The organism is Burkholderia sp. SJZ089 (assembly GCF_007828315.1).
GTDB classification, from domain to species: domain Bacteria; phylum Pseudomonadota; class Gammaproteobacteria; order Burkholderiales; family Burkholderiaceae; genus Burkholderia; species Burkholderia gladioli.
In genome coordinates this window covers 1-20282 of record NZ_VIUM01000026.1, presented here as the reverse complement: position 1 = coordinate 20282, position 20282 = coordinate 1, and the positions used below count along the sequence as shown (strand labels likewise).

Annotated in this window: 20 protein-coding genes and 1 pseudogene; 15 read left to right on the top strand and 6 right to left on the bottom strand. The window is 62.9% G+C overall.

Features of this window, described 5'->3' with window-relative positions; genetic code table 11:
* Window positions 1-838 precede the first annotated feature (838 nt).
* The 3 genes from FB600_RS33135 to parA all read right to left on the bottom strand — a co-directional run bounded on the left by FB600_RS33135 (window position 839) and on the right by parA (window position 4459).
* The gene (locus FB600_RS33135) at window positions 839-1672 is read right to left on the bottom strand and encodes a replication initiation protein (RefSeq protein WP_013691736.1); all 834 of its coding nucleotides are present in this window, start codon (window positions 1670-1672) and stop codon (window positions 839-841) included.
* 1036 nt (window positions 1673-2708) lie between these two features.
* On the bottom strand, window positions 2709-3773 hold the full coding sequence (locus FB600_RS33130; RefSeq protein ID WP_164720694.1) for a ParB/RepB/Spo0J family partition protein: 1065 nt from the start codon (window positions 3771-3773) through the stop codon (window positions 2709-2711).
* Window positions 3773-4459: a ParA family partition ATPase gene (parA, locus tag FB600_RS33125; protein ID WP_036052663.1), complete on the bottom strand. Its 687-nt coding sequence runs from the start codon at window positions 4457-4459 to the stop codon at window positions 3773-3775. Before parA ends, FB600_RS33130 begins: the two co-directional genes overlap by 1 nt.
* Before the next feature lie 1233 nt (window positions 4460-5692).
* Between parA and FB600_RS33120 the strand changes: the two genes are divergently transcribed.
* The 13 genes from FB600_RS33120 to FB600_RS33060 all read left to right on the top strand — a co-directional run bounded on the left by FB600_RS33120 (window position 5693) and on the right by FB600_RS33060 (window position 15737).
* The gene (locus FB600_RS33120; protein ID WP_080959587.1) at window positions 5693-5923 is read left to right on the top strand and encodes a CopG family transcriptional regulator; all 231 of its coding nucleotides are present in this window, start codon (window positions 5693-5695) and stop codon (window positions 5921-5923) included.
* Window positions 5923-6354, top strand: coding sequence for a TA system VapC family ribonuclease toxin (locus tag FB600_RS33115; protein WP_105829738.1), 432 nt, complete (start codon window positions 5923-5925; stop codon window positions 6352-6354). The genes FB600_RS33120 and FB600_RS33115 overlap by 1 nt, the downstream gene beginning before the upstream one ends.
* A gap of 990 nt (window positions 6355-7344) precedes the next feature.
* Window positions 7345-7590: a type II toxin-antitoxin system ParD family antitoxin gene (locus tag FB600_RS33110; protein ID WP_036030950.1), complete on the top strand. Its 246-nt coding sequence runs from the start codon at window positions 7345-7347 to the stop codon at window positions 7588-7590.
* The gene (locus tag FB600_RS33105) at window positions 7544-7879 is read left to right on the top strand and encodes a type II toxin-antitoxin system RelE/ParE family toxin (protein ID WP_315898367.1); all 336 of its coding nucleotides are present in this window, start codon (window positions 7544-7546) and stop codon (window positions 7877-7879) included. The genes FB600_RS33110 and FB600_RS33105 overlap by 47 nt, the downstream gene beginning before the upstream one ends.
* Window positions 7880-7898: 19 nt before the next feature.
* Window positions 7899-8150, top strand: a complete 252-nt coding sequence (locus FB600_RS33100; protein WP_105829741.1) for a hypothetical protein — start codon at window positions 7899-7901, stop codon at window positions 8148-8150.
* 1092 nt (window positions 8151-9242) lie between these two features.
* Window positions 9243-9479, top strand: coding sequence for a hypothetical protein (locus FB600_RS33095; protein WP_105829742.1), 237 nt, complete (start codon window positions 9243-9245; stop codon window positions 9477-9479).
* Window positions 9480-9564: 85 nt separating this feature from the next.
* Window positions 9565-9990: a DUF2384 domain-containing protein gene (locus FB600_RS33090; RefSeq protein WP_105829743.1), complete on the top strand. Its 426-nt coding sequence runs from the start codon at window positions 9565-9567 to the stop codon at window positions 9988-9990.
* Window positions 9987-10520: an RES family NAD+ phosphorylase gene (locus tag FB600_RS33085; RefSeq protein WP_105819138.1), complete on the top strand. Its 534-nt coding sequence runs from the start codon at window positions 9987-9989 to the stop codon at window positions 10518-10520. Before FB600_RS33090 ends, FB600_RS33085 begins: the two co-directional genes overlap by 4 nt.
* Before the next feature lie 960 nt (window positions 10521-11480).
* The gene (locus tag FB600_RS33080; protein WP_080757352.1) at window positions 11481-12407 is read left to right on the top strand and encodes an abortive infection family protein; all 927 of its coding nucleotides are present in this window, start codon (window positions 11481-11483) and stop codon (window positions 12405-12407) included.
* 74 nt (window positions 12408-12481) lie between these two features.
* Entirely contained in the window at window positions 12482-12823 is a 342-nt protein-coding gene (locus FB600_RS33075) for a hypothetical protein (RefSeq protein WP_145758046.1), read from the top strand.
* A 2-nt stretch (window positions 12824-12825) separates the two neighbouring features.
* Window positions 12826-14661 (top strand): site-specific integrase, encoded by a 1836-nt coding sequence (locus tag FB600_RS33070; RefSeq protein WP_145758047.1) that lies wholly within the window; start codon window positions 12826-12828, stop codon window positions 14659-14661.
* A gap of 90 nt (window positions 14662-14751) precedes the next feature.
* Complete coding sequence (locus FB600_RS33065; RefSeq protein ID WP_145758048.1) at window positions 14752-15231, top strand: MarR family transcriptional regulator; 480 nt, start codon at window positions 14752-14754, stop codon at window positions 15229-15231.
* A gap of 215 nt (window positions 15232-15446) precedes the next feature.
* Window positions 15447-15737: an H-NS family nucleoid-associated regulatory protein gene (locus FB600_RS33060; RefSeq protein ID WP_145758049.1), complete on the top strand. Its 291-nt coding sequence runs from the start codon at window positions 15447-15449 to the stop codon at window positions 15735-15737.
* A 1064-nt stretch (window positions 15738-16801) separates the two neighbouring features.
* Here FB600_RS33060 and FB600_RS33055 read toward each other — a convergent pair.
* From FB600_RS33055 to FB600_RS33050, 3 genes and pseudogenes are all read right to left on the bottom strand, one after another.
* Window positions 16802-17611 (bottom strand): site-specific integrase, encoded by an 810-nt coding sequence (locus tag FB600_RS33055; protein ID WP_244102837.1) that lies wholly within the window; start codon window positions 17609-17611, stop codon window positions 16802-16804.
* Window positions 17612-17849: 238 nt separating this feature from the next.
* Window positions 17850-17945 (bottom strand): annotated as a pseudogene (locus FB600_RS37950) (phage integrase family protein); the annotation flags it as partial.
* Between the two features lie 354 nt (window positions 17946-18299).
* Window positions 18300-19441, bottom strand: a protein-coding gene (locus FB600_RS33050; protein WP_244102838.1) for a transposase whose coding sequence is annotated in 2 segments (ribosomal slippage) — window positions 18300-19087 and window positions 19087-19441 — 1143 coding nt in all. Because the reading frame shifts where the segments join, the coding sequence is not laid out codon by codon here.
* A gap of 73 nt (window positions 19442-19514) precedes the next feature.
* Between FB600_RS33050 and FB600_RS33045 the strand changes: the two genes are divergently transcribed.
* Window positions 19515-20015, top strand: coding sequence for a hypothetical protein (locus FB600_RS33045; protein ID WP_145758051.1), 501 nt, complete (start codon window positions 19515-19517; stop codon window positions 20013-20015).
* Window positions 20016-20056: 41 nt separating this feature from the next.
* On the top strand, window positions 20057-20203 hold the full coding sequence (locus FB600_RS33040; RefSeq protein WP_186831695.1) for a hypothetical protein: 147 nt from the start codon (window positions 20057-20059) through the stop codon (window positions 20201-20203).
* Window positions 20204-20282 lie beyond the last annotated feature (79 nt).

Here is a 20282-nt window from a genome sequence, read left to right as displayed (position 1 = left end):
GGTGGCGGTTAGCTGTCGGGACTTAATCAGAACCTATCTCTATCCGCCCCATATCGAGCTGAGGCTCCGCCTCAGAGGGGCGGGCTTGCCCGCCTACGTGCACACCATCGAGGCGCACGCGTTCCCCTGCGGCAGGCACTAAGCGCCACGGCGGGCTATGCCCGCCGCACCGCTAAGTGCGCGTAAATCATCCGATGCCGGATACCCCGGCATCGGCCTCAACGCGCGCGTGTGCGCGCCCTTTGCCCGAACACGACTCTCGAGGTCAGCGCAGTCAAGTTTTGCAAAGAAGGGTAATTATGCAACTAACGGTCATAGCGCTCACCCACTATCTCACGCCCCTCCGGTCGCACCATACTCCCAAGCCACCAAGAAAAGGCCTGTACCCTCCTCCAGCCGAGACGCGGCAAGGGCCCCGTCGGCATATCGACGCCGTCGCGGCACGCCGGCATGCCGGCATGCCCATCAACGGCAAGTCCGAACGTGGGCGACGTCGAGTCCGCCTCGGCGCAGCAGGGATCCCGCTGGTCTAAGCGAGCGCCCAAGTACAGGTCGAGGAATGGCGCTATCGAGAATTCGAACGTGTGGAAGAGGCGGTGTTCGCATGGCAAGCGCTCTGACGCCGCGACGCCAACGCGCTCAGATCGCGACCAACGGATATCAGCAGGCAGCGTCCCTATCTACGCGGCGAGTCAATGCGGCCCCTACCATTCGACAGAAGATGCGCAGCGCGCAGCACACGGTTGGAAGAACGAGCCAGTTCAGCCGAGCGACCACAAAACATGGTCCGGCCATGCCATGGGTCGGAATCCGTCACATTTGTTGGGCAACCGTCCGGTCACGCGGCGACGTCGAGCTCGAGCGAACGTTGGGGATTTTGAACGAAGGTGAAATCCAGAGAATTCACTGCGCGCCCGACCTTGACTGCACGACACTCGATAACAAGGTCAGCTTTTTTGTTCAGTTCCGACAGCGCCATATCGATGACTCGCCGTTTGATGTCCGCGAAGCGATAGGTATCGGGTATTTCGAGTGTCTTCCGAAAATCATCAAGGGTGATCAACAATCGCCCACGATCACGCTCGCGCATCAGGAGTTCAAGCAAGCGCCAGGAGTAGATCGATTGCAGTCCACGCGCAAATTCCAGTTGGTACGAAACGAACCGGCGCTGCAGCATGAAGATATGCGGTGTCAAGTCCGGTGAAAACGAGATTTCCGCCCAACCCTCTCCCTCGTGGTAGACCGCCTTCCAAACCCAGTTCAGCGTCACTTTCCGCGGCCCGTCCATATAGGTCAGCGTTCGCTTCTGCAAGCTGTTGCAACCGTCTCGCAATCCCTCATACGCGGCTGTTGCTTGCTTCTCTCCAGACCGAGGCGCGAGGGCAGCAAGCGCTGCGAACTCGTCAACTCGCACACGAACGCAGACGTAACCGTTTCGTTGTCCGTGCAAGTACGGCGATTTCTTGCTGTCGACCGAACGAAGCGCCGCCATCATCACACGCTTCTCATTCAACGTCAGGCCTTGCTGGGAATTTACCAGCGCACGGCTCATCGCTACGGTACCCTTAACCTTTCCATCCCCGTCGAGAGCAGGCTCGTCCAACTCGGCCATCATAATCGGCTCGAGATCGACTATCGATACCGCCGGATCGGCCGGCTGCTTTTTTGCCATTGAACGCTCCAAAATGTGACGTCAGGCGCGACGCGTCACAATTATACGGTGACGCGTCGCTATAGCAAGTCACCGATGTGGATAACGGTCGGTTAACGTCACGCCCGGCCCGGTATATGTCCACCTGGGGTCGGAACGTGTCACCGCAGGCCCGGTATACGTCACTTTTCAGGAAATAGCATTGCCCACAGAGCCATACGGGACAAGGCTTCTGGCGAATGGCGAGGTCGCCTACAAAAGGGTTTACTAAAGGATCTACAAACTGTTTTACAAAAGCCCCTTCAGAAAACGTAGCGAGTCAACAACAGACCCCGAACCCGCTGTCGGATACCGTTGCGTTGCCATCTAGCGGCCTTTCTTCCAGAACACGGCTCAAGTGTGACGTTTACCGACCCGCAAGCTGCTCAAGGTAAAGCAACGGCAAGGCAGGCGCGGTGGAGACTGCGACTGGAGGGTCGCCGAGCCGACGAAGGGTGACGCTTTCCGACCCGGGCGGGTATTCAAAAGTGACGTTTACCGACCCGCCGCCACTTTCCTACGTAATGTCTTCCGACTCAGCACGAGCGATTAAAGGTGACGTTTACCGACCCGGGCGTTTCCAAAGCATAGTTGGTCTGTCTTTCCGTTGGCGTCTAAGGTGACGTTTTCCGACCTTACTCTGGCATGCCAGTGCTCCTAGCTGCGATAAGGATCGTTCGTCACGACGGGCGCAGGCGGGCCTGGCCGGCACGGCTTCTGGCTAAAAGTGACGGATTCCGACCTCACAGCGGCGACTCTGTCGAATCTTCGTCGTCGGTGCGTTCGGTCTCACCGGAAGAACGTTATCGCAGATGTGAGTAGACACTTCGGGTCGGTAAACGTCACCTTCAGGTCGAGGTCCGTCACCTTTCGCATGGTTGGGCGTTTGTGGGTCGGGAAACGTCACCGGAAGAGCGCGCTTACCTCTAGGTCGGGAAAAGTCACTTTTAGGTGCGCGCATATTGGGGTGCGGCGGGCCTCGAGAGACAGTAGCCGCGTTGCCGCGCTTCTAACGAAACTAGCTGCCTGCTTTCCCCTCGGCCTCTCGCATCTCTCGCTCGAGGAGCTCTACAAGATGGGCCTGGATACGGTCCCGAAGTTCGCGAGGCAAGCCATGAAGATCGAGCCGCAGTTTGTCTTCGCCGTATGCACGCAGGTCGCCCACTTTAATGTTTCCGTGCATTTTTACGTCGACGCGTTCTGAATATCGTTGGCGGTTGCCGTCTGAGACCTTGGCTTCGGTTGCCTTCTTCACCAGGTCGGTTACTTTCCGGACGCTTAATCCTTCGTCGATGATCTTCCTGATGAGAATACGAGTGTCCTTCTCTCCCGCGCTGCGGAAGTATTTGACCACCGCGTACGCCATGTTCATCGCGAAAACTTTCGGATGCTCAAGCATTGCCTCGATCAGAGATTCGGGTAACTCGGCCACAGACAGAGTCGCGGTAACAACCGATTTGTCGACGCCAAGCTGCTCGCCGAGCGCGGTCTGACTGGGGAAGTGACCTTCGTCTAATAGTCGCCGCCAAACAACGGCATCATCGAAGACAGTTTGGGTTTCGTGCTGTGTGTTTAGGTCGTACCCGAGCTTGTAGCTTTCGATGCCTTGTGGGACGTCGACGACGATGGCTCGGACCGTCGTTTCCTTGGATTCTCTAAGAGCCCTCGTCCGGCGCCCTCCGTCGACTATGAAATAGCCATCCCCGGAGACGTAGTCCGGAGTCACATGAACGGGCTGCTGTTGACCTTGGGTGGAGATGTTAAGGGCCAAAGCTGTGATGGAACTGGCTCGGTAGAAGTGACGAGGATTAAAGGGGCTCGACTTTACCTTCGCCAATGGCAACGGGATCGCCCTCCCCGGCTCATAATTATTCTCGATGCACCACTTCCGGTACTGATGTGAGCTGGCCACGGGTACAGCGGCAATTTCAGGCGACGTCGCCTGAGGATCCCCGTTTCCGATCTCCCTCTTTTCGCGATCAATGCCCACCATGGCGTCTACCGCAGCGAAACGGTCGATGGCTGTTTTCTTGGCGGGTACTTCGACGGTGAAGCCTGCATCAAGGCTGCGGCGCGATTTCATTATGCGGACTCCTTGACGCTTGCAGCGCCCAAAACTTCAAGAATTTCGTCAGTAATTTTTTTAATTTCGTCGCGTGCTGCACGGGCGCCTTTGTCGCTGAGAGCCGCGACGGAAACGCCATAAGCTGCGGCTTGCTTGAAGGATTCCCTGTCGCTCAAGCTTGTTTCCAGGACAGGAATTCCTGTATCCGCGATCGCCTTGGATAGAGCACGCGTCAGTAGTCGCTTCGGCTTCGCCTTGTTCAGCAACCATACGGCCTTCAAAGAGTCGTTCGTTACCTGCACTTGCTCAATAAGCTGGATGAACCCCCGGCTCGACCAGAAGTCCGTAGGAGACGAGGACGTGGGCATAACCACGAGGTCGGCAATCATCAGCACAACCGCAGGCCTAGGGTCTTCAACAGACGGCGGGCAGTCGACCACGATGAAATCGTAATCGCTCATGTATTTCTTGATCTCCCGATGAATCATCTTGCCGGCTGCCGCGAGGTTGGCGACCGGGAATTTCAATCCTTCGTCTTCGTCACCTGATGCGGCGCTCCACTGCAAGAGAGTATTTTGGGGATCGGCATCTACCCCGAGAACTCGGTATCCACGCTCCGCTAGATCGCTCGCAAGGTTAACCGTAATCGTCGACTTTCCGACGCCTCCCTTCTGATTTGCGATTGCAACGACCAACGCACTCATCTTCGGGCTCCTTTAGGAATTTTTGTAACTATACTTTATGGAATAAAAAGTTAGAAGTATTTTCTGAAAAATTTACGGTTCAATGCCTACGATGAACCAACTCGCGGCGACGTTGGCTTACCAGGCCATTGCTGTTGGTACGTATCAACACGGTGCAGATGCTCAGACGAAGGGCCGACGGCTAATCGGCCATGGTTGATACGTATCAACACGGGATGGCTCGGTGCCGAACTTCGAATTGACGTCGTGAGTGCAGCCCGCGTTGATACGTATCAACAAGTGACGCCTCACCGGAGAAAACGACCCGCAGCCGCTGCATAGACGCCGGCGTTGATACGTATCAACGTCGACCTCGGCGCCGGCGGGCCACTGGCACTGCTTGTAATAGAACATTTAACGAAGGCTGAGGTGGCCGCTTCTCTGCGGTCAGGGTCCCCATTGCAGGGAGGCGGTCAAGCGATCCGGGTGCCCGGACCGACCGTTCGACGTGCACGCTGGCTCGAACCGGCGGAGCGCTCCCGCCGCGCGGCGCACCTGAGCCTGATTGGACGCCGGCCGACTCGACATCATCCGATGCAAGTTCGCCGCGTTCGCCGTGCCTGCAGCGGCCAGGAAAGCCGCACGTCTGCCGGCCCGACACTACGACGATCGGTGGATCGCGGCCCAGGCCATTTAGGACGGCTGCTTTCTGGCGATCCTGGCCGTTGGCGACCTCGCGGGCCTGCCTGCACCGACTGTCTAGATGCGAGCTCGGCGACGGGACGTGCGTTGGATTGGGCGAACCTCCCTGGATTTACTTACGAGCGCGCTGATCACCGTCGTCGCGGAACTTCGTAGACCTAGATAGGGCGAGTCAGATCGCAGAATCTCACGTCCAACATACCTCTTTTAGAATCTCAGGAGCCCTCAGTGCACGGACATTCGTCCGGAGCGTCAAACAGTGCTCCCCGGACAGCGCCGGCCCGCATTGAACGCGAGCCACCCGACTTCATTCGACCGCCGCGGTGTCTCACCCCGGGCGCGAGCAACGCGGCAGCGCGGCGGTTCGGCTAGGCGTTAAAGCGTCGTCCACACGAAGAGCAGCCACTGCCGCGAAGGACCCACAAGAGGGATCACGGCGCCGGAACAATGCCGCCATTATCCGCTCGTGGCCGAGAGGCAGTGATGATTGATGTTTGATGCGGTGCTGTTATACTATTGATGTTTGATGCGTGATGACAAAGGAGGCATCTGATGCGAACCACCCTTGATATTGACGACGATGTGCTCGCCGTCGTCCGCGCGCGCGCAGAGCGCGAACATGTCTCGATCGGAAGGGTACTGTCTGCGCTCGCTCGTGCCAGTCTGCAGCCAGCCGCAGCTGCCCCAGCGGTGCGCAACGGTTTGCCAGTGTTGCCGAACGCGCGAAGCGCGCGCCCGGTCACTCTCGAACTGGTTAATCAGTTGCGCGACGAGGCGCCCTGATGGCCTACCTGTTGGACGTCAACGTACTAATTGCGCTGCTTGATACCGGCCACGTGCATCATGACGCCGCACATGGTTGGTTTGGACGGGTAGGGCACACGGCCTGGGCGACCTGTCCAATGACAGAAAACGGTGTACTGCGCATCATCGGCAACCCTCGCTATCCAAATACGCTGGAGACTCCGGCGGCAGTGGCCCCGCTCGTAGCGCAATTGCGTGCGCATCCCGGTCATCAGTTCTGGTCCGACGATCTGAGCCTTCTGGATCCTGAGTTCGTCGACGCAAGCCGCCTACTCGCGACAGACCAGGTCACCGACACCTATCTTCTTGCCCTCGCACGTAGGCATGGCGGTACCCTCGCGACCTTCGATCGTCGCTTGGTTGCCGACGCCGTGCAGGGCGGTGTGCGCCACCTCGAGGTAATCGCGTAAGAGTTTAGTTGCTCGCTACCAGATAGCTATCCGGTCAACGATGTTTGGTTCGATCGGAGGATGGGTGGTGGATCACCTCGAACCGGTGGCCTTTGCGCTACCCCCACGTCTCCGCCGGACTAGGTGCCGGAAGCCCCGTCTGACGGTCTGGGTGCAGGCAAATAGACTGGGACGGTGCCAATGCGAATTACAGAGGTGTGCCCTGTGCCTGCGTGGGCTGACCTGCGGACGCGCCGACCATCATTGCCGCGGGCGTTCCGATATCAGAATGGATGGTTCAGATATCAGAACCTGCCGCCATCGGCGATGGCCAGCCTCAGCTCTCGTGCGGCTGTGATCCAACGGGCCGTCGATCGGCACGCCGGATCTGACCGGCGGCATCGGCCGCGGTCTGCGTGAAGACCCGCCAGGCCGCGTCGAGCTCGAGGCGCAACGTCTCGGCCGCCCGCTGCAGCGTCTCGAGCTGGGGGGGCGAGCCAGGCGGCCAGGGCGTTCGCGCGCCGGCCGGGCGTGGCGAAGTGGCGGCGTAGGTCGTTGGACGACACGGCGTGGCCGAACAGGGTGCGCATGAGCTCCGCCACGAAGAACCCACAAGAGGATTCCCGGCGCTCGCCGGAGAACACTATGCCAGTTGCCGCCCAGTCGGCGCCATAGACAGGCCCCCATGCACGACCTCCTGCTCATGATCCACGCGCTGGACCACCTCATCCTAACTGCCGGTACCCATCCCGCCGGCGCGCTGCTGGCGATCGTCCTGGTTGCCTCGAGCGGCGGCCTGTTTGTGGCGTTCGCGGCGGCGCAGCTGGCGGGCCGATCTCTTGGCCGGGCCGGTGGGGCAGGGACAACCAGGCGGCGTCGGCGGCGAAGGGAGCAGGGCAGGGACGCGAAATCGCACAGGTGATAACTATGCTTCTCACGCGCGGCATGGCTCGACACAAATAATACCAATTGTTGGTATAAAATCTAACCTAACTGGATAGGAGCCGCATGATGCCGCGCAATACGTCGATCTCGTTGGGAGACCATTTGACTCAGTTCGTGGACAGTCAGGTGGCATCTGGCCGCTACGGCTCGGTCAGTGACGTGGTGCGGGCCGGATTGCGCCTGCTCGAGACCCAAGAAACGGAATTGCGTGCGCTGCAGGAAGCACTCCGCGCCGGGGAGGATTCCGGGGCGCCGACGGCGTTCGATGGTCAGGCCTTCCTCGCCCGCCTGCGCGCCAAGCATGGGAGTTAGGGCCCGGGTGGTGCGGCTCACGCCCCTGGCCGAGGCTGACCTAGAGAATATCTGGGTCCACGCGCTCGAGTCCGGGGCACGAGCGTACTGCGAACGCGACGTGAGCGAGCTTGTGACGGCGCTTGAGCAGTTGGCGCGCGGTGCCTCGCCTGGACGACCAGGCGACGCACGTGATGCGGTTTGCCGTCTTCGGGTGGGCTCGCACGAGGTCTTTTACCGCGAATCCGCAACCACGCTGGATGTGATTCGCGTCTTGAACCACGGAATGGATGTTGACCCGCCCCTGTAGTTGCCTAAGGAGTTTTGCCATGAACGACACCCACCGTATCTCTCAGCCGACGGAGGGCCATCCGACGGCCCTCGTTGATGCCGCCGCCGTGGCGAGGTTCGCTGCCGAGTATCTGTCCGGAGCAGGCGTGCCCGAGCGACACCAGCGTGCCGCGCTCGAGCACGCGACGGCGTGGTTCCAGTTGAAGATGGCGGGCGGTGAGGCGCCCACGGTAGTGGCCCTGCAAAGCAGCTTGGCGCGGGTGTTTGGTGGATATGGCGCGCGCCACTAGCCCATCGGAGACTGATACCGGGCGCCCGCGTGCGGGTTCAGGCGACGTCGCGCGAGGGACGGTTTTAGTGGGGCGTGCTGCCGTTATTCCGACTGACGGTAGCACCTTAGCGGGTCCCCTTGTGGTGGCCCGCTTTTTTCTTGTCGCGCGGGCCGTCAGGCCCCGGTTGCGCGCGCAGGGCAGAGCAGTACGCGGCGCAGTTACCCATCTTTGACAATGCCTCGTAGGATTTGGAGAGGCGGCTATGTACAATCGACTCGGGTCTCCACGCGCCACCTCTCTCGTCGCGTGAAGTTCAATCCCGGTACCCGTCCGGGATTTTTTTGTCCGCGATAGAGACTGTCGCCGGTCGATCACTTTGCAATTGTTGACATCGCGGAGCGGGGGCCGGGTCTACACTGGAAGCTGCCTCTCTCTGACGGACAGGCAGGCAAGCTGAGATGTTGTTGGGCCACTTCGGTGGCCCATTTTTTTGCAGTCTCGTGAATGACAGACTGCCGCTGGGAAAGGGCGGTGTGCGTCGCATTTTGGGCGGTCAGATTGGCCTGGCGGACGACGACACCACGGTCCATGATCGGCGGAAGACGGCGCCCGACGTGCGGCCGAATCGACTGCCCCAAGATGACGTCGCCAGCGCGTATCGGCGTGGCAGGGAGACGGCGTAGGTAGACGACGAGGGGACGGGCTGACCCCATCCAGCGGTATTTGTCCCGTGCTGACCGTGTCAGGCGATTCTCTTTATCCTGCGGGGGCGGATCGCCCTCATGGCGGGCGATCGCATGTTGAGACGATGCTTCGGTGGGCCACCTTGCGTGGCCCTTTTTTGGGGCCGGCGAGGAAGGCGGGCTCGCCGCGCGGTCCCTTCCGGACCTCGGTGGCAGGCGTCGTCGCGCGGTCATGCCGTCCAGCAGGGGACACGACGTCCGGCCTTGGCCGGGTTTTTTCTTCGTCGGCGTGGTCGGTCGGCAGCGGAGATGGGGTGCCGCAGCGCTCGCTCGAGCACCGCCACGAAGAACCCGCAGGAGGATTCCCGGCGCTCGCCGGGGAACACTATGCCTGTTGCCGCCCCGTCGGCGCCATAGACAGGCCCCCATGCACGACCTCCTGCTCGTGATCCACGCGCTGGACCACCTCATCCTAACTGCCGGTACCCATCCCGCCGGCGCGCTGCTGGCGATCGTCCTGGTTGCCTCGAGCGGCGGCCTGTTTGTGGCGTTCGCGGCGGTGCAGCTGGCGGGCCGATCTCTTGGCCGGGCCGGTGGGGCAGGGACAACCAGGCGGCGTCGGCGGCGAAGGGAGCAGGGCAGGGAGACGAAATCGCACAGGTGATAACTATCCTTACCAGGTGTGGTACGTTGGGGCGTTTTCTGTGCTATAACTGTTCATGATTTGTGCATAAAAGGAGCGCGACATCATGAGCACCCTCGCAGCCACCCGAGCACCCGCCGCGCCAGCCGACGGCCCGGCCCCGGCAAGCTTTGATGCATTCCTGAGTGCGTTGCGCGAGCCGGACATGGCTGCGCCAGTGCTGTCGGCCCGTCGCTACGTGGCGGCCCTCAACATCGACCTGCAGACGCTCGCCGACCAGGCTCACGTCCACCGCAACACCGTCGCCCGCGCGCCGCAGTCGGCCAGCGTCCAGCAGTTCCTGCGCGAGGCGATCCGCGTGATCCGCGCCGCGACGGATCTGTCGGGCGACGTCCAGCGCGCGCTGTTCTGGTATCGCAACGAGCCGCTGGCCGTGTTTGACTACCAGACGGCCGAAACCCTGGTCTCGGCCGGCCGCGCCGATGACGTGGTGCGCTATGTGGCGTCGCTCGAGGCGGGCGCCGCCGGATGATCCTCACGCCGCTGCAGGACATTACCGCCTATCGCTTGCACGTGCCCAAGTGGGCCGTGGCGCCCACCAGTGGCGTGGGTGCCGCCCGGGCCGGCGGCCGGGCGAACCGGATCGGCACGCCCGCGCTGTATCTGGCGCTCGAGGTGGCCACGGCGGTGGCCGAGTACCAGCAGCTGTCGCCCCTGCTACCGCCTGGCACGCTGGTGAGCTATCGAGTCACGGCGACGCCCGTGGTCGATTTCACCAGCGGCTTTCGCGCGGATCTCTGGCCGCCTTTGTGGGAATCCTTCTTCTGCGACTGGCGCCGCGACTGGTTCAACGCGCGGATCGAGCCGCCCAGCTGGGTGCTGGGCGACGAGGCGATCGCCGCCGGCGCCAAGGGCATCCTGTTTCGCTCGACGCAGGCTGCGGGCGGCACGAACCTGGTGCTGTTCGTGGACCAGTTGGGGGAGGGCGATCGCCTGGACGTGAACGACCCGGCCGGTGCCCTGCCACGCAACCAAGCTTCCTGGGGCGAGCCGACCGCCTGACGGCGGCGGCGACCCGCGATCTACCTATTCAGGGGAAACACTATGTCATACGATGCCGCGATGGAATTCGCGCGGGTCCGGGCCGAGGTAGCGGCCCTCGAGGCCGCCCAGCCGGAGCTCGCCGTACAGGTTCGTCTCACGCACAGCAGGGATCCGCTGGGCCTGAGCAAAGCAGCGATCTTGTTCAGGGTTGCCCTCCGCCCGAGTCCACAAGGCTTGGGCCTGTGGGTGGTGTTGGCGGACGTCCGTTCGGGGATCGCGTTTGAACGGCGGTGGAATCCCGCCGCCATGGCGTTGGCGGCAGCTGGCGCGCCGCGAGCGGGGCAGTGGCCGCCCGTGGAGTTCGTTGACGAGCGATGAGCCTGCCGCTTGATCGCCTAGCGAGCCCGGCCTTGGCCGGGTTTTTCTGGCGCGTCATCAAGTCCGCTAAGCACCATTAGCGGACTTGTATTTAATGGTCTAGAATGCCCTAGGGTCGGATTACGCCTCACCGAATATAGGGTTAACCCGTATTTTTGACGAACTGGGGTCGACGGGCCCCGCGGCGTCCGGCGGCCCGCCAGCCGATCGAGCAGGGCAGTCTGGCGCCGGCGCCGTGCGTCGACCCCGACCCACCACCGTCCCGAAAAGGGCAGCGAGGACCACCATGTACACCGGCATCCAATTGCGCGCGGCCGACACCCTGCGCGCCCCCTTCGACCCGGTCGGGATCGGGTTCGCGCGGCTCGCCCGGGCGCCGCACGTCGTGCACGCGCCGCGCTCGACGCCGGTCAGCCGAGCCGCCTGCAGCTCGCGCTCGCCAGCGTGCCGCACAAGCGCGATGTCGGCTGCTGCGGCGAGTGGACCGCGATCAATGGGGCGGACTGGTAGGGTGGATGCCGAACGCCGCGGCCAGGCGTGGCAGGCACCAGGGATACAGGACTAACACCACCACATTGCCGAGCACCGGCACAGAGCGAGATGAGAGACCTGATCAAAGCCCGAGCTGCACAACTCAAACGCGTCCAGTCCAAGCACGAAGAAGTCCAAACGGGTTTGCGCGAGCTGGTTGATGCAATGCGAACCGAATTCGGGCATCTATCGGTCAGTGGTCAGAGCGCGTTTGTCCGCGTGGAACCGCTGCCCGGGAGCGACGATCCACCTTTGAACCTCTGCCTGCGCTTCACTGACGACCGTCTGATGGTGGTCGCGAGCGATGCCAGCGAAACCGATTTCAGCGCCTGGATCGACGGCATCTGGCTGTTGGAAAACTGCCCTCCACATTGGCTTGAGCGACTCACCGCCAAGGACGTGGTGACGTCGCTCATCCGCCGGATAGGGGGGCACGGCTTGGACGACATCGAGGGCCGGCTCGACGGGGCGCTGGCCTCGGTTCGCGCGCTCCTTGCGGATGAGTCCGGTGTGATCGACGCCGAGATGGCAGACAGCCTTACGACCGCCGGAGACGAGAACCTGCACCGTCTATGGCAAGACGCCGTGGACGCAACACGGGCCGATTCGGCTGACGCGCTCACGCGCTGCAGCCGGTTCCTCGAGGCGGTGTGCGCCAAGATCCTGCGCGAGCGCGGCGTGGCACTGCCAAAAGACAAATCGATGTCGCCGCTCGTGAAGGCTTGCCTGGAGACACTGACCTGGCCGGCAGAGAAGGAGGCCGAAGAGGATGTGAAAAAGCTGCTTGGCGGGATTCAGTCAATCACCCAGGGCATCGGCGCGCTGCGCACCCACTTCGGTACCGCCCACGGCGCGACGAGTCACTTGCCGCCGCTTGATCCAGGCTACGCCGTGTTCGTGAAGCAGGCGACCGTGGCGGCCGCGACGTTTTTGCTGGATCGCCACCAGGCCAGCCCCTTGGCAGTGGACGATTCGAGTCCGGCGCCGGCGGGCTAACCGATGCCGACCATCGAGCTCGGGCACCTCGTTGTCGGCCGGCGATATATCCGGCTCCCCACAGGAAACGACCTATGAAAAGTTCTTCTGCTGTCGCCGCCACACTCGCCCGTCGGGTCGACGGTATTGTGTTCGAGATCGTGCTCGAGAACGGGCTGCGGTGTGAGGTGATCGGCGTGCCGTTCGAGCACCGCGGCCGGACCTTCGCCGTTCACCCCTCGAATCGGGCCGGTTTGAAAGTGGTCGCCGACTACGCCGTGTCCGAGGTGGAGACGGGGCGGCGCATTCCCCGGGTGGCCGCGTTCACGATCGATGACGCCCGGGACGCCGCGATCTTGGAAATCGATGCTGTGTCCGATGCGGACTGGCTCAAGCTATTCCCGCTACTAACCCGTCGCGCAGCAACCAAGACCTGACCATGGCCAACCGCCCGCAGCAGCTCGAGCTGCCGCCGCCCCGAACCTACTCGCGCACCGAATTCACGGCGCTGCGCGCGCGCGTGAAAGGGCTGCCGGTCGCGACCATCGCGCGGCTCTACTTCGATCCGGAGGAGCACGAGGTCCTGGACGTCGAGCGCCTGTTGCGCACCATGCGCGACGACCTGGTGTCGATCGCGCTGCGCGAGGGGTCCTCCGTCCTGGTCGAGCACCTGCAGGCGTCGATTCGCAAGTACGGCGAGCCGCGCTTGAGCCCCGTGTCGCTGCAGATGATCGAGCTGGCGGCCGGCAGCTGGGCCAAGGCCGCGCCGGCGGCGCATCACACCGTCGCGCGCTGGTTCCGGCCTCTGGTCGCGCAGCGCCTGGCCGAGGTGGAGGTGCGCACGGTGGGCGAGCTCGTTGCGTACTGCAACCGCCGCGGCGGAGCGTGGTGGCGCTCGGTGCCGCGCATCGGCGTCGGCCGGGCCCGGACGGTCGTGGACTGGCTCCGTCGGCACGCCGAGACGATCGGCCAGACCGTGGACGCCGACGTCGACGGCGTGGATCCGCTGCTGGCCGCGCCCGAGACGCGCGTCGCGCTGCGTCGGGATCAGCTGGTGCCGATCCACCGCCTGGTGGTACCGCACGACCTGGCCGGCGCCCGGGGCCTGAACCGCGCGCCGGCGTTTCCCTACATCTCGGCGGCCCACGACCTGGACGCCGTGTTCGCCTACCTGCACCGCTATGACGGCCAGGCCGCGACCCAGCGCGCGTACTGGCGAGAGCTCGAGCGCTTTGTGCTGTGGTGCGTGTTGGAGCGCGGCCGGCCGATGTCCTCGATCCTGGTCGACGACTGCGAGGCCTACAAGGCGTTCCTGGCGAACCCGTCGGAGGCGTTTCGCGGGCCGCCGGCCTCGCGTGCCTCGGGCCGCTGGCGTCCATTCGCCCTGACGCCGTTGTCGCTCGATAGCCAGCGCTACGCCATACGCACGCTGCGCGCGGCGTTCGACTGGCTGGTGAAGGTGCGCTACCTGGCCGGCAACCCGTGGGTCGCCGTGGCCGACCCGAAGCCCGTCAAGCGGGCAACCAAACTGCAAGTGCAGCGGGCGCTGCCGATCGACGTGTGGACGCGCGTGCGTGCGGAGCTCGCCGATCGCGCCGAAGGATTCGGCCCGCAGGGGCCGGACTGGCGTGTGGCCCGGGCCCTGGTGCTGCTGATGGGTGACGCGGGCCTGCGGATCGAGGAGGCTGTGACGGCGGAGCGGGGCGGGCTGCAGTGGTGGCCGGCCGAGGACGAGATTCCCGCGACCTGGATGCTGCGCTTGGTCGGCAAGGGCAACAAGGAGCGCATCGTGCCGCTGACCGAGGACACTGTGGAAGCCCTGCGTGAGCACTGGCAGGATCGTGGCCTGGATCTGGACGCGCCTGGCGCTGCGGCCGACGGCCTGCCGCTCGTGGCGCCGACCGTGGTGCCGCCCACCCCCGCCGGCCGGGAGAAATATGGGGTGACCGATACCGGCCAGGTGACCCGCATCGCCGGCTACACGCCGCGCGCGGCACGGCGGGTGGTGACGCGGGCCCTCGGGCGTTTGCTCGAGCAATTGCCGGATCTCGAGGAGTCGGCGCGCCGGCAGCTGGCGGGCACCTCGCCGCACGCGTTTCGGCACACGTTCGGGACGCAGTCGGCCGCAGCCGGCATGGCGATCGAGGTGCTTCAGCAGGTGCTGGGCCACGGCTCGCTGCAGACCACCACGATTTACGTCAACGCCGAACAGCAGCGCATGCGTCAGGAGAGCGCGAAGTATCATGCGCGGCTCGCCGCACGAGACTTGAAATAGTCAAGCGGTGTCTGATTACGTTGAGACTGGGGGGCGATAATCGTTATAGAGCAGCCACTGTCGCTGTTGGCGAGATCGTCGAGTTGTCGCTTGACGGAGAAGACCGAGCGATGGAACATTGCCCGCATGAACGATATTCACGCCTTGATCATTCGTCTTCAAGAGGTGCGTGAGGCACTGCTTGCTCCCATTCGGTCCATCCTTAATGAGCACACGCTCACTGAGCAGCAGTGGCGCATTCTGTGGTTGCTGGAAAGCGAGGCGGGACAGGGGCTCGAGGCGGTGAAAATCGCGAAGCGATGCTATATTTTGCAGCCCAGCCTGACGCGCATACTCGAGCGGCTTGAGCGAGATGGCTTGATCACGCGAAAGCGGTCGGACTGGGGTGTGCGAGGCGCAAAAATTCAGCTGACGGTGCGTAGCCAAAGCTTGATAGCCAGAGTACAACCTCATATCGAGTGTCAGTATCAGGCAATCGAGAGCCAAATCGGACTTGAAAAATTAAGGGATCTTTACGTGGCGCTTGGCAATATGCAAGAAGTCGCTCGTGATAGGTCCGATCTACCTTAAATGCCGTTGCGAGGCTCCCGAAGTCACGACGATCTAAGTCAACTGTCCAGCAGTGGCATGCGCTAGGAGAGCGAAAAATATCATGCGCGGATCGTCGGATGAAACTTGAAATGATTGCCTGGTGTCCTAGTCCATTTGGGCGAGGCATGACCCAACGGTGGCCCTACCGAGATGAAGAAGGGCGCCGGTAGGTTGGACAGTCAGGAGAGCAAAGGATGGCGACGTACCACGAGCTGAAGGCACAAATGGACGCCCTCGCTGAACAAGCGGAAGCGGCGCGCCTGAAGGAATTCCAGGCCGCACTCGACGAGGTGCGTGCGAAGGTGGCTGAATATGGGATGACCGAACGGGATATCTTCGGCCGACAGCGTGGAGCGTCGGCAAAAATTCCATTTCGTCCCAAGTATCTTGATCCGAAGACCGGCGCAACATGGTCTGGCCGCGGTCGGCCGCCGGAGTGGATCAAGAACGCAAAAGATCGGGATCGCTTCCTGATCAAGGAGTAGGCGATCTGCCGGTTGGGGGCCATAGATGGAAACCAACCGCGTGGTCGCTCGACGCTAACCTCTGCAATCCGATCGCCCAACTTGATGCCGGGGCACATGGGCTCGTGAATGTGCAGCGTTGGCATATCTCGCGATCCGGCTATCCGTCGGTAGCCGCCGGCGGCCCGTGCTCCAATCAACTTTACTCCGAGGGTGACGCGGTCATCGGGAAACGACGCGATGTCCTAGTCAGCGCTTCGAGCCGGGTCATATCGGCCTCGTAGTCGCGGAGCGCGGTCAAACAGGGGCTGGCTAGTGCCGCTTCGCAGGCGAGGTGGGACCATAAGACGAAGGCGCCGAGGGCGATATCCTCGCAGATCTGTTGCCGTGATGTGCAGGGGGCCGCCTTCGCCCGTTGCATGTACTGACAGATGACACTTTCGGTTTGGCACGTTAGTGCGTCGTAGGTAAGGGCGGAAACGAGCGGCATGATGAATCCCGATTGGCGCGGCGTGTGAATTTACTGTTAAATCATTCGAGCGGGTATCGAAGCGATTCGATAATACGCCCCTCTGACAATGCGACTAAAAAGATGGGGCGCCGTGTTGCTCCTCGTCGAGATAGTTCAGCGTGCAGTCGGCATGGCGATCAAGTACGGCAATGTCAACTTGGTGATGCATGCGGCTATAATGGTCAGATGACAAAGACCCGCTGCTCATTTCACGGACACCGTTTCTCGGCAACGATCATCAGCTGCGGTGCGCTGGTACCACTGTTGATGTCCGCATCCCCAGTTTTCAATCCCGGTCCCCGGTCCGGATTTTTTTGCCTGAACGTGATGGCGCGAACTGCGTCGGTTGTTCGCTTTGCAATCTTTGACATAGGGGAGCGGGGCCCTGGACTACACTCGGAATTGCCTCCGTCTGACAGGTGGCAGGTAAGCAGGTAATCTGAGACGTTGGTGGGCCACCGCGGGTGGCCCTTTTTTTATGGCCGATGGTGCCGATAAAGCGCATTGCCCGAGTGGATGGCTCTGTCGCCAGTCAGTCTTGCTTGTCAGCCATAAGCTCGTCGTTCCGCGCGAATTACCGACCCGCCTCCTGCATGATCGGCTGCTGCTCGGCCTGGACGTAGATCGAGGTGGTTTGCAGCGAGGCGTGGCCGAGGACCTTCTGCACCACATCGAGCGGGACCTCACTGGCCACGGCTTGCATGCCGAACGTGTGCCGAAACGTGTGGGGCGAGAGCTCGGCCAGGGCCATGCGGGCCGGCACGGTGCGTTCCTCGCGCCGCTTGCCCACGATCGTCGTCTGCCAGACGGGCTGGCCGGGTAGGGCATGGGGCGAGATTCTCAGCGCCGCGCGCTCGGCGCCGGCCAGCTCCTCGCGGCGCAGCCCGGATTCGGCCATCAGCAACATCGCCGCGAGCGCGACCCGCCATTGCGCCGCGGCGAGGCCAGTGGCGCCGTCGTGCATCTGGTGCGCCTGGCGCGTGGCGTGACCCCGAATTCGACGCCAGAGTGCGTTCGACCTGCAGGCCGCGCTCCCGCGTGTCCACGAGCGGATTCGTGACGGCCGTCCACGGGTTGCCGGCGAGATAGCGCACCTGCACCAGCCAGGCGAACGCGGCGCGCAGCGCGCGCACGGCGTAGCGCCGCTCAGTTGGCCGTTGGCGAACGGGCGCCAGCGCGGCGAGTGGCGCGGCGCCCGGGCGCCGACGAAGTCGGCCGCCGGCGTCTGCAGAAAGTCCTTGTAGGCCTCGCAGTCATCCACCAGCACGCCGCTGAGCGGCACGCGTCGCACCGTCCCGGCCGAGGGCAAGAAGCGCTCGAGCTCCTTGGTATAGGCGCGCAGGGTCTTGGGCTGGTAGCGGTACTGGTACAGGTAGGCGCGCACGGCGACCAGGTCGTGGGGCGCCGCGATGTACGGAAACAGCGCCGCGCGGCTGGTGGCCGCCGGGGTGCCGGCCGCGCCCGGGAGCGGGTGCGGCACGGGCCGTGCGCTCGAGCGGCGCCAGCGTGCCGGCGCGGCCGACCTCGATCAGCTGGCCAGCGGGCGCCTCGAGCGGGTCGCGCGCGTCGACGTTGGCGTCCGCCGTCAGCCCGATCGTCGGGGCGTGCCGACGCAGCCAGGCCACCAGGTGCCGCGCGCGGCCGGCGCCGATCCGCGGCACGGCCCGCCACCAGCTGCCGCCGTGGGCGTTGCAGAACGCGATGAGCTCGCCGAGCATATGGATCTGTAGATGTACTGCATCACCTCTTCGCGACGCTAGCGCTCGAAGTCGACGTCGAAATAGCACCTGGGCGAACGCTACCGACTGCTTTCTCAGTCGTGCATGCTCGAACCGTTGGCCACCCAGGTCGGCTTACCTACCAAAGCAATGGATATGAAAAAAAGCTGGTGGACCGATGCTCGGGCCACCAGCAAATACCTTTCGGTAGGCACGAGGCTCAAAAGCGGGACCCCGCAAGATTGATGTTAGGTAAACGAAAGGATAAATTGTGACTGAATTGTTATATCCGTCCACTGGGGGGGGGGGCGAGCGTATGGACTTGCCCCTGCATAACCGGACACGCGGTCACGCTTAGGTTGGAGAATTTGCTCGCTGGCGAAACTCGCGCGGCGAGCGGTATTTCAAGGCGCTGTGCGGATGCGACTCGTTGTAGTGGTCGAACGCAATGGCCAGGTTCTGCAGCGCCGTTCGGGCGTCGGGCTTGGGCATCCACGAAACGTAATCACGCTTCATCGTTTTGACGAAGCTCTCGGCCATCCCATTGCTCTGCGGACTTCTGACGGGTGTCGTGACCGGCTTCAGGCCGATTTCCCGCGAGAACGTTAGCGTCTCGTCGGCAATGTAGCAGGAACCGTTGTCGCTCAGCCACTCGATTTCGCTGTCAGCCTTCAACGCACCGGCGAAACGGTTTTCGACCGCCTGAAGCATCACGTCGCGCACCATGTCGCCGGTGTAGCCGCCCGTGGTCGCAGCCCAGCTCACGTTGCTTCTGTCCACCGCGACCTTGCCATCGTGCCGACGCGTCGAGGGGACGTGACGAGCTCGGCGTTCGAGCAGCAGCCCGTGGCGACGCATGACGCGGTACACCCGCTTTGCATTGACGCGAGGTTGGCCCAGCGCGTCCCGGCTTCGCCTCAGCAGCGCCCATGCGCGCCGGTAGCCGTACGTGGGCAGGTCGGCAACCAGCTCTCGCAGTTCGGTGACGAGCGGCATGTCATCCAGAACTGGCGTCTTGCGCCGGTCGACCCACTCGGCAGGACGCTTCGACTTGACCGCGAGATTCGCGCGCGACACACCCAGGACATCACAGACCGTCTTCAACGGTCGTCCCCCGGCAGCAATGGTGAGCGCGCAATCAATTTTTTTGCTCGACCGTACTCCACGGCTTCGCGGAGAATTTCCACTTCCATCGTTTTTTTGCCCAACAGCCGCTGAAGCTCGCGAATCTGCTTCATCGCTTCGGCAAGGTCCGATGCCGGCACCACCTGTTCGCCAGCACTGACGGCCGACAGGCTTCCATCCTGATAGAGCTTGCGCCAGGCGAAGACTTGGTTTGCATTCACCTGATGGCGACGAGCAACACCGGAAACCGTCGCGCCGGGCTCGAACGTCTCGCGCACTATCGCGAGCTTCTCCTCGACAGAACGCCTGCGGCGTTGCTCCGGCTGGGTCAGAACTTCGACCGGTTCTAAGTTGTGGTTGGGCTTAAACATAGGCAGAAGACTACCTCATAATTTAAGCGTTACCCCGTATCCGGTTTTAGCGGGGGCCGGTCCAACGGGCAGCATGAAGGATGGTTCCGGGCAGGCCTATCTGATCGGGAGTGCATTGAAGCAGAGACGGTATGCCTCCCGCTTCACGGGCGGCCCGTTTTCAGGCTTCGAAACGTCGTGCGAGTTCGTTCCGTCAGAAAACCCGGACGGCAGCCTCAACTATCAATGCTATGCGACGCGGTTTCTCCAGAGCAAGGATCGCATCTGCGGCCAGGGGCTCGACTGGGCGACGTACCGCACTTACGCGTCCAGGAGCGAGGCGGACATCGTCGACGGGACGCCGAAGCTCGCCGCGACCTGCAATGACAACGATAGTTGCTACGATGACGACGATCCTCCGGGCGCGAAGGCCGGTTGGAACCTCCATCCCGATGCGAAGAGCCCCGTAACCTACGATCGGTCCCTGCCTCAACTGGATGCCGAGGCGATGATCTCGATGATGAATGACGAGCCGGCCTGGTTGAACGCCTGCCTGACAAACAGGCGCTACCCTGCGGCAAGTCCGGCACAATGACGAGCCTGCGGTCCATACTCGCTATCCTCGCGTTTGCGGCGATGGGCGTCGTGCTCGGTGCCGGTCTCGGCTATGGAGCAGGCATCGCCTATGTCGAGCTTACGGATATGTCGCCGATCGAGGGCCAGCAAGGGGCGGCCGTGTTCCTAGAATTCATGCCGGCCGGCGCAATCCTAGCAGGCCGTTGAAATACCTCGACCGATTCGTCACGATATAGCCACCCTGATCCCGAGACGCGAAGACCGCATGCGAGGCGCCGACAGCTAC

Coding starts and splice junctions, on each gene's coding strand:
- FB600_RS33135 (WP_013691736.1), bottom strand. CDS start 1,672: ATGGCAAAAAAGCAGCCGGCCGATCCGGCGGTATCGATAGTCGATCTC.
- FB600_RS33130 (WP_164720694.1), bottom strand. CDS start 3,773: ATGAAATCGCGCCGCAGCCTTGATGCAGGCTTCACCGTCGAAGTACCC.
- parA (WP_036052663.1), bottom strand. CDS start 4,459: ATGAGTGCGTTGGTCGTTGCAATCGCAAATCAGAAGGGAGGCGTCGGA.
- FB600_RS33120 (WP_080959587.1), top strand. CDS start 5,693: ATGCGAACCACCCTTGATATTGACGACGATGTGCTCGCCGTCGTCCGC.
- FB600_RS33115 (WP_105829738.1), top strand. CDS start 5,923: ATGGCCTACCTGTTGGACGTCAACGTACTAATTGCGCTGCTTGATACC.
- FB600_RS33110 (WP_036030950.1), top strand. CDS start 7,345: ATGCCGCGCAATACGTCGATCTCGTTGGGAGACCATTTGACTCAGTTC.
- FB600_RS33105 (WP_315898367.1), top strand. CDS start 7,544: ATGGTCAGGCCTTCCTCGCCCGCCTGCGCGCCAAGCATGGGAGTTAGG.
- FB600_RS33100 (WP_105829741.1), top strand. CDS start 7,899: ATGAACGACACCCACCGTATCTCTCAGCCGACGGAGGGCCATCCGACG.
- FB600_RS33095 (WP_105829742.1), top strand. CDS start 9,243: ATGCACGACCTCCTGCTCGTGATCCACGCGCTGGACCACCTCATCCTA.
- FB600_RS33090 (WP_105829743.1), top strand. CDS start 9,565: ATGAGCACCCTCGCAGCCACCCGAGCACCCGCCGCGCCAGCCGACGGC.
- FB600_RS33085 (WP_105819138.1), top strand. CDS start 9,987: ATGATCCTCACGCCGCTGCAGGACATTACCGCCTATCGCTTGCACGTG.
- FB600_RS33080 (WP_080757352.1), top strand. CDS start 11,481: ATGAGAGACCTGATCAAAGCCCGAGCTGCACAACTCAAACGCGTCCAG.
- FB600_RS33075 (WP_145758046.1), top strand. CDS start 12,482: ATGAAAAGTTCTTCTGCTGTCGCCGCCACACTCGCCCGTCGGGTCGAC.
- FB600_RS33070 (WP_145758047.1), top strand. CDS start 12,826: ATGGCCAACCGCCCGCAGCAGCTCGAGCTGCCGCCGCCCCGAACCTAC.
- FB600_RS33060 (WP_145758049.1), top strand. CDS start 15,447: ATGGCGACGTACCACGAGCTGAAGGCACAAATGGACGCCCTCGCTGAA.
- FB600_RS33045 (WP_145758051.1), top strand. CDS start 19,515: ATGAAGGATGGTTCCGGGCAGGCCTATCTGATCGGGAGTGCATTGAAG.
- FB600_RS33040 (WP_186831695.1), top strand. CDS start 20,057: ATGGGCGTCGTGCTCGGTGCCGGTCTCGGCTATGGAGCAGGCATCGCC.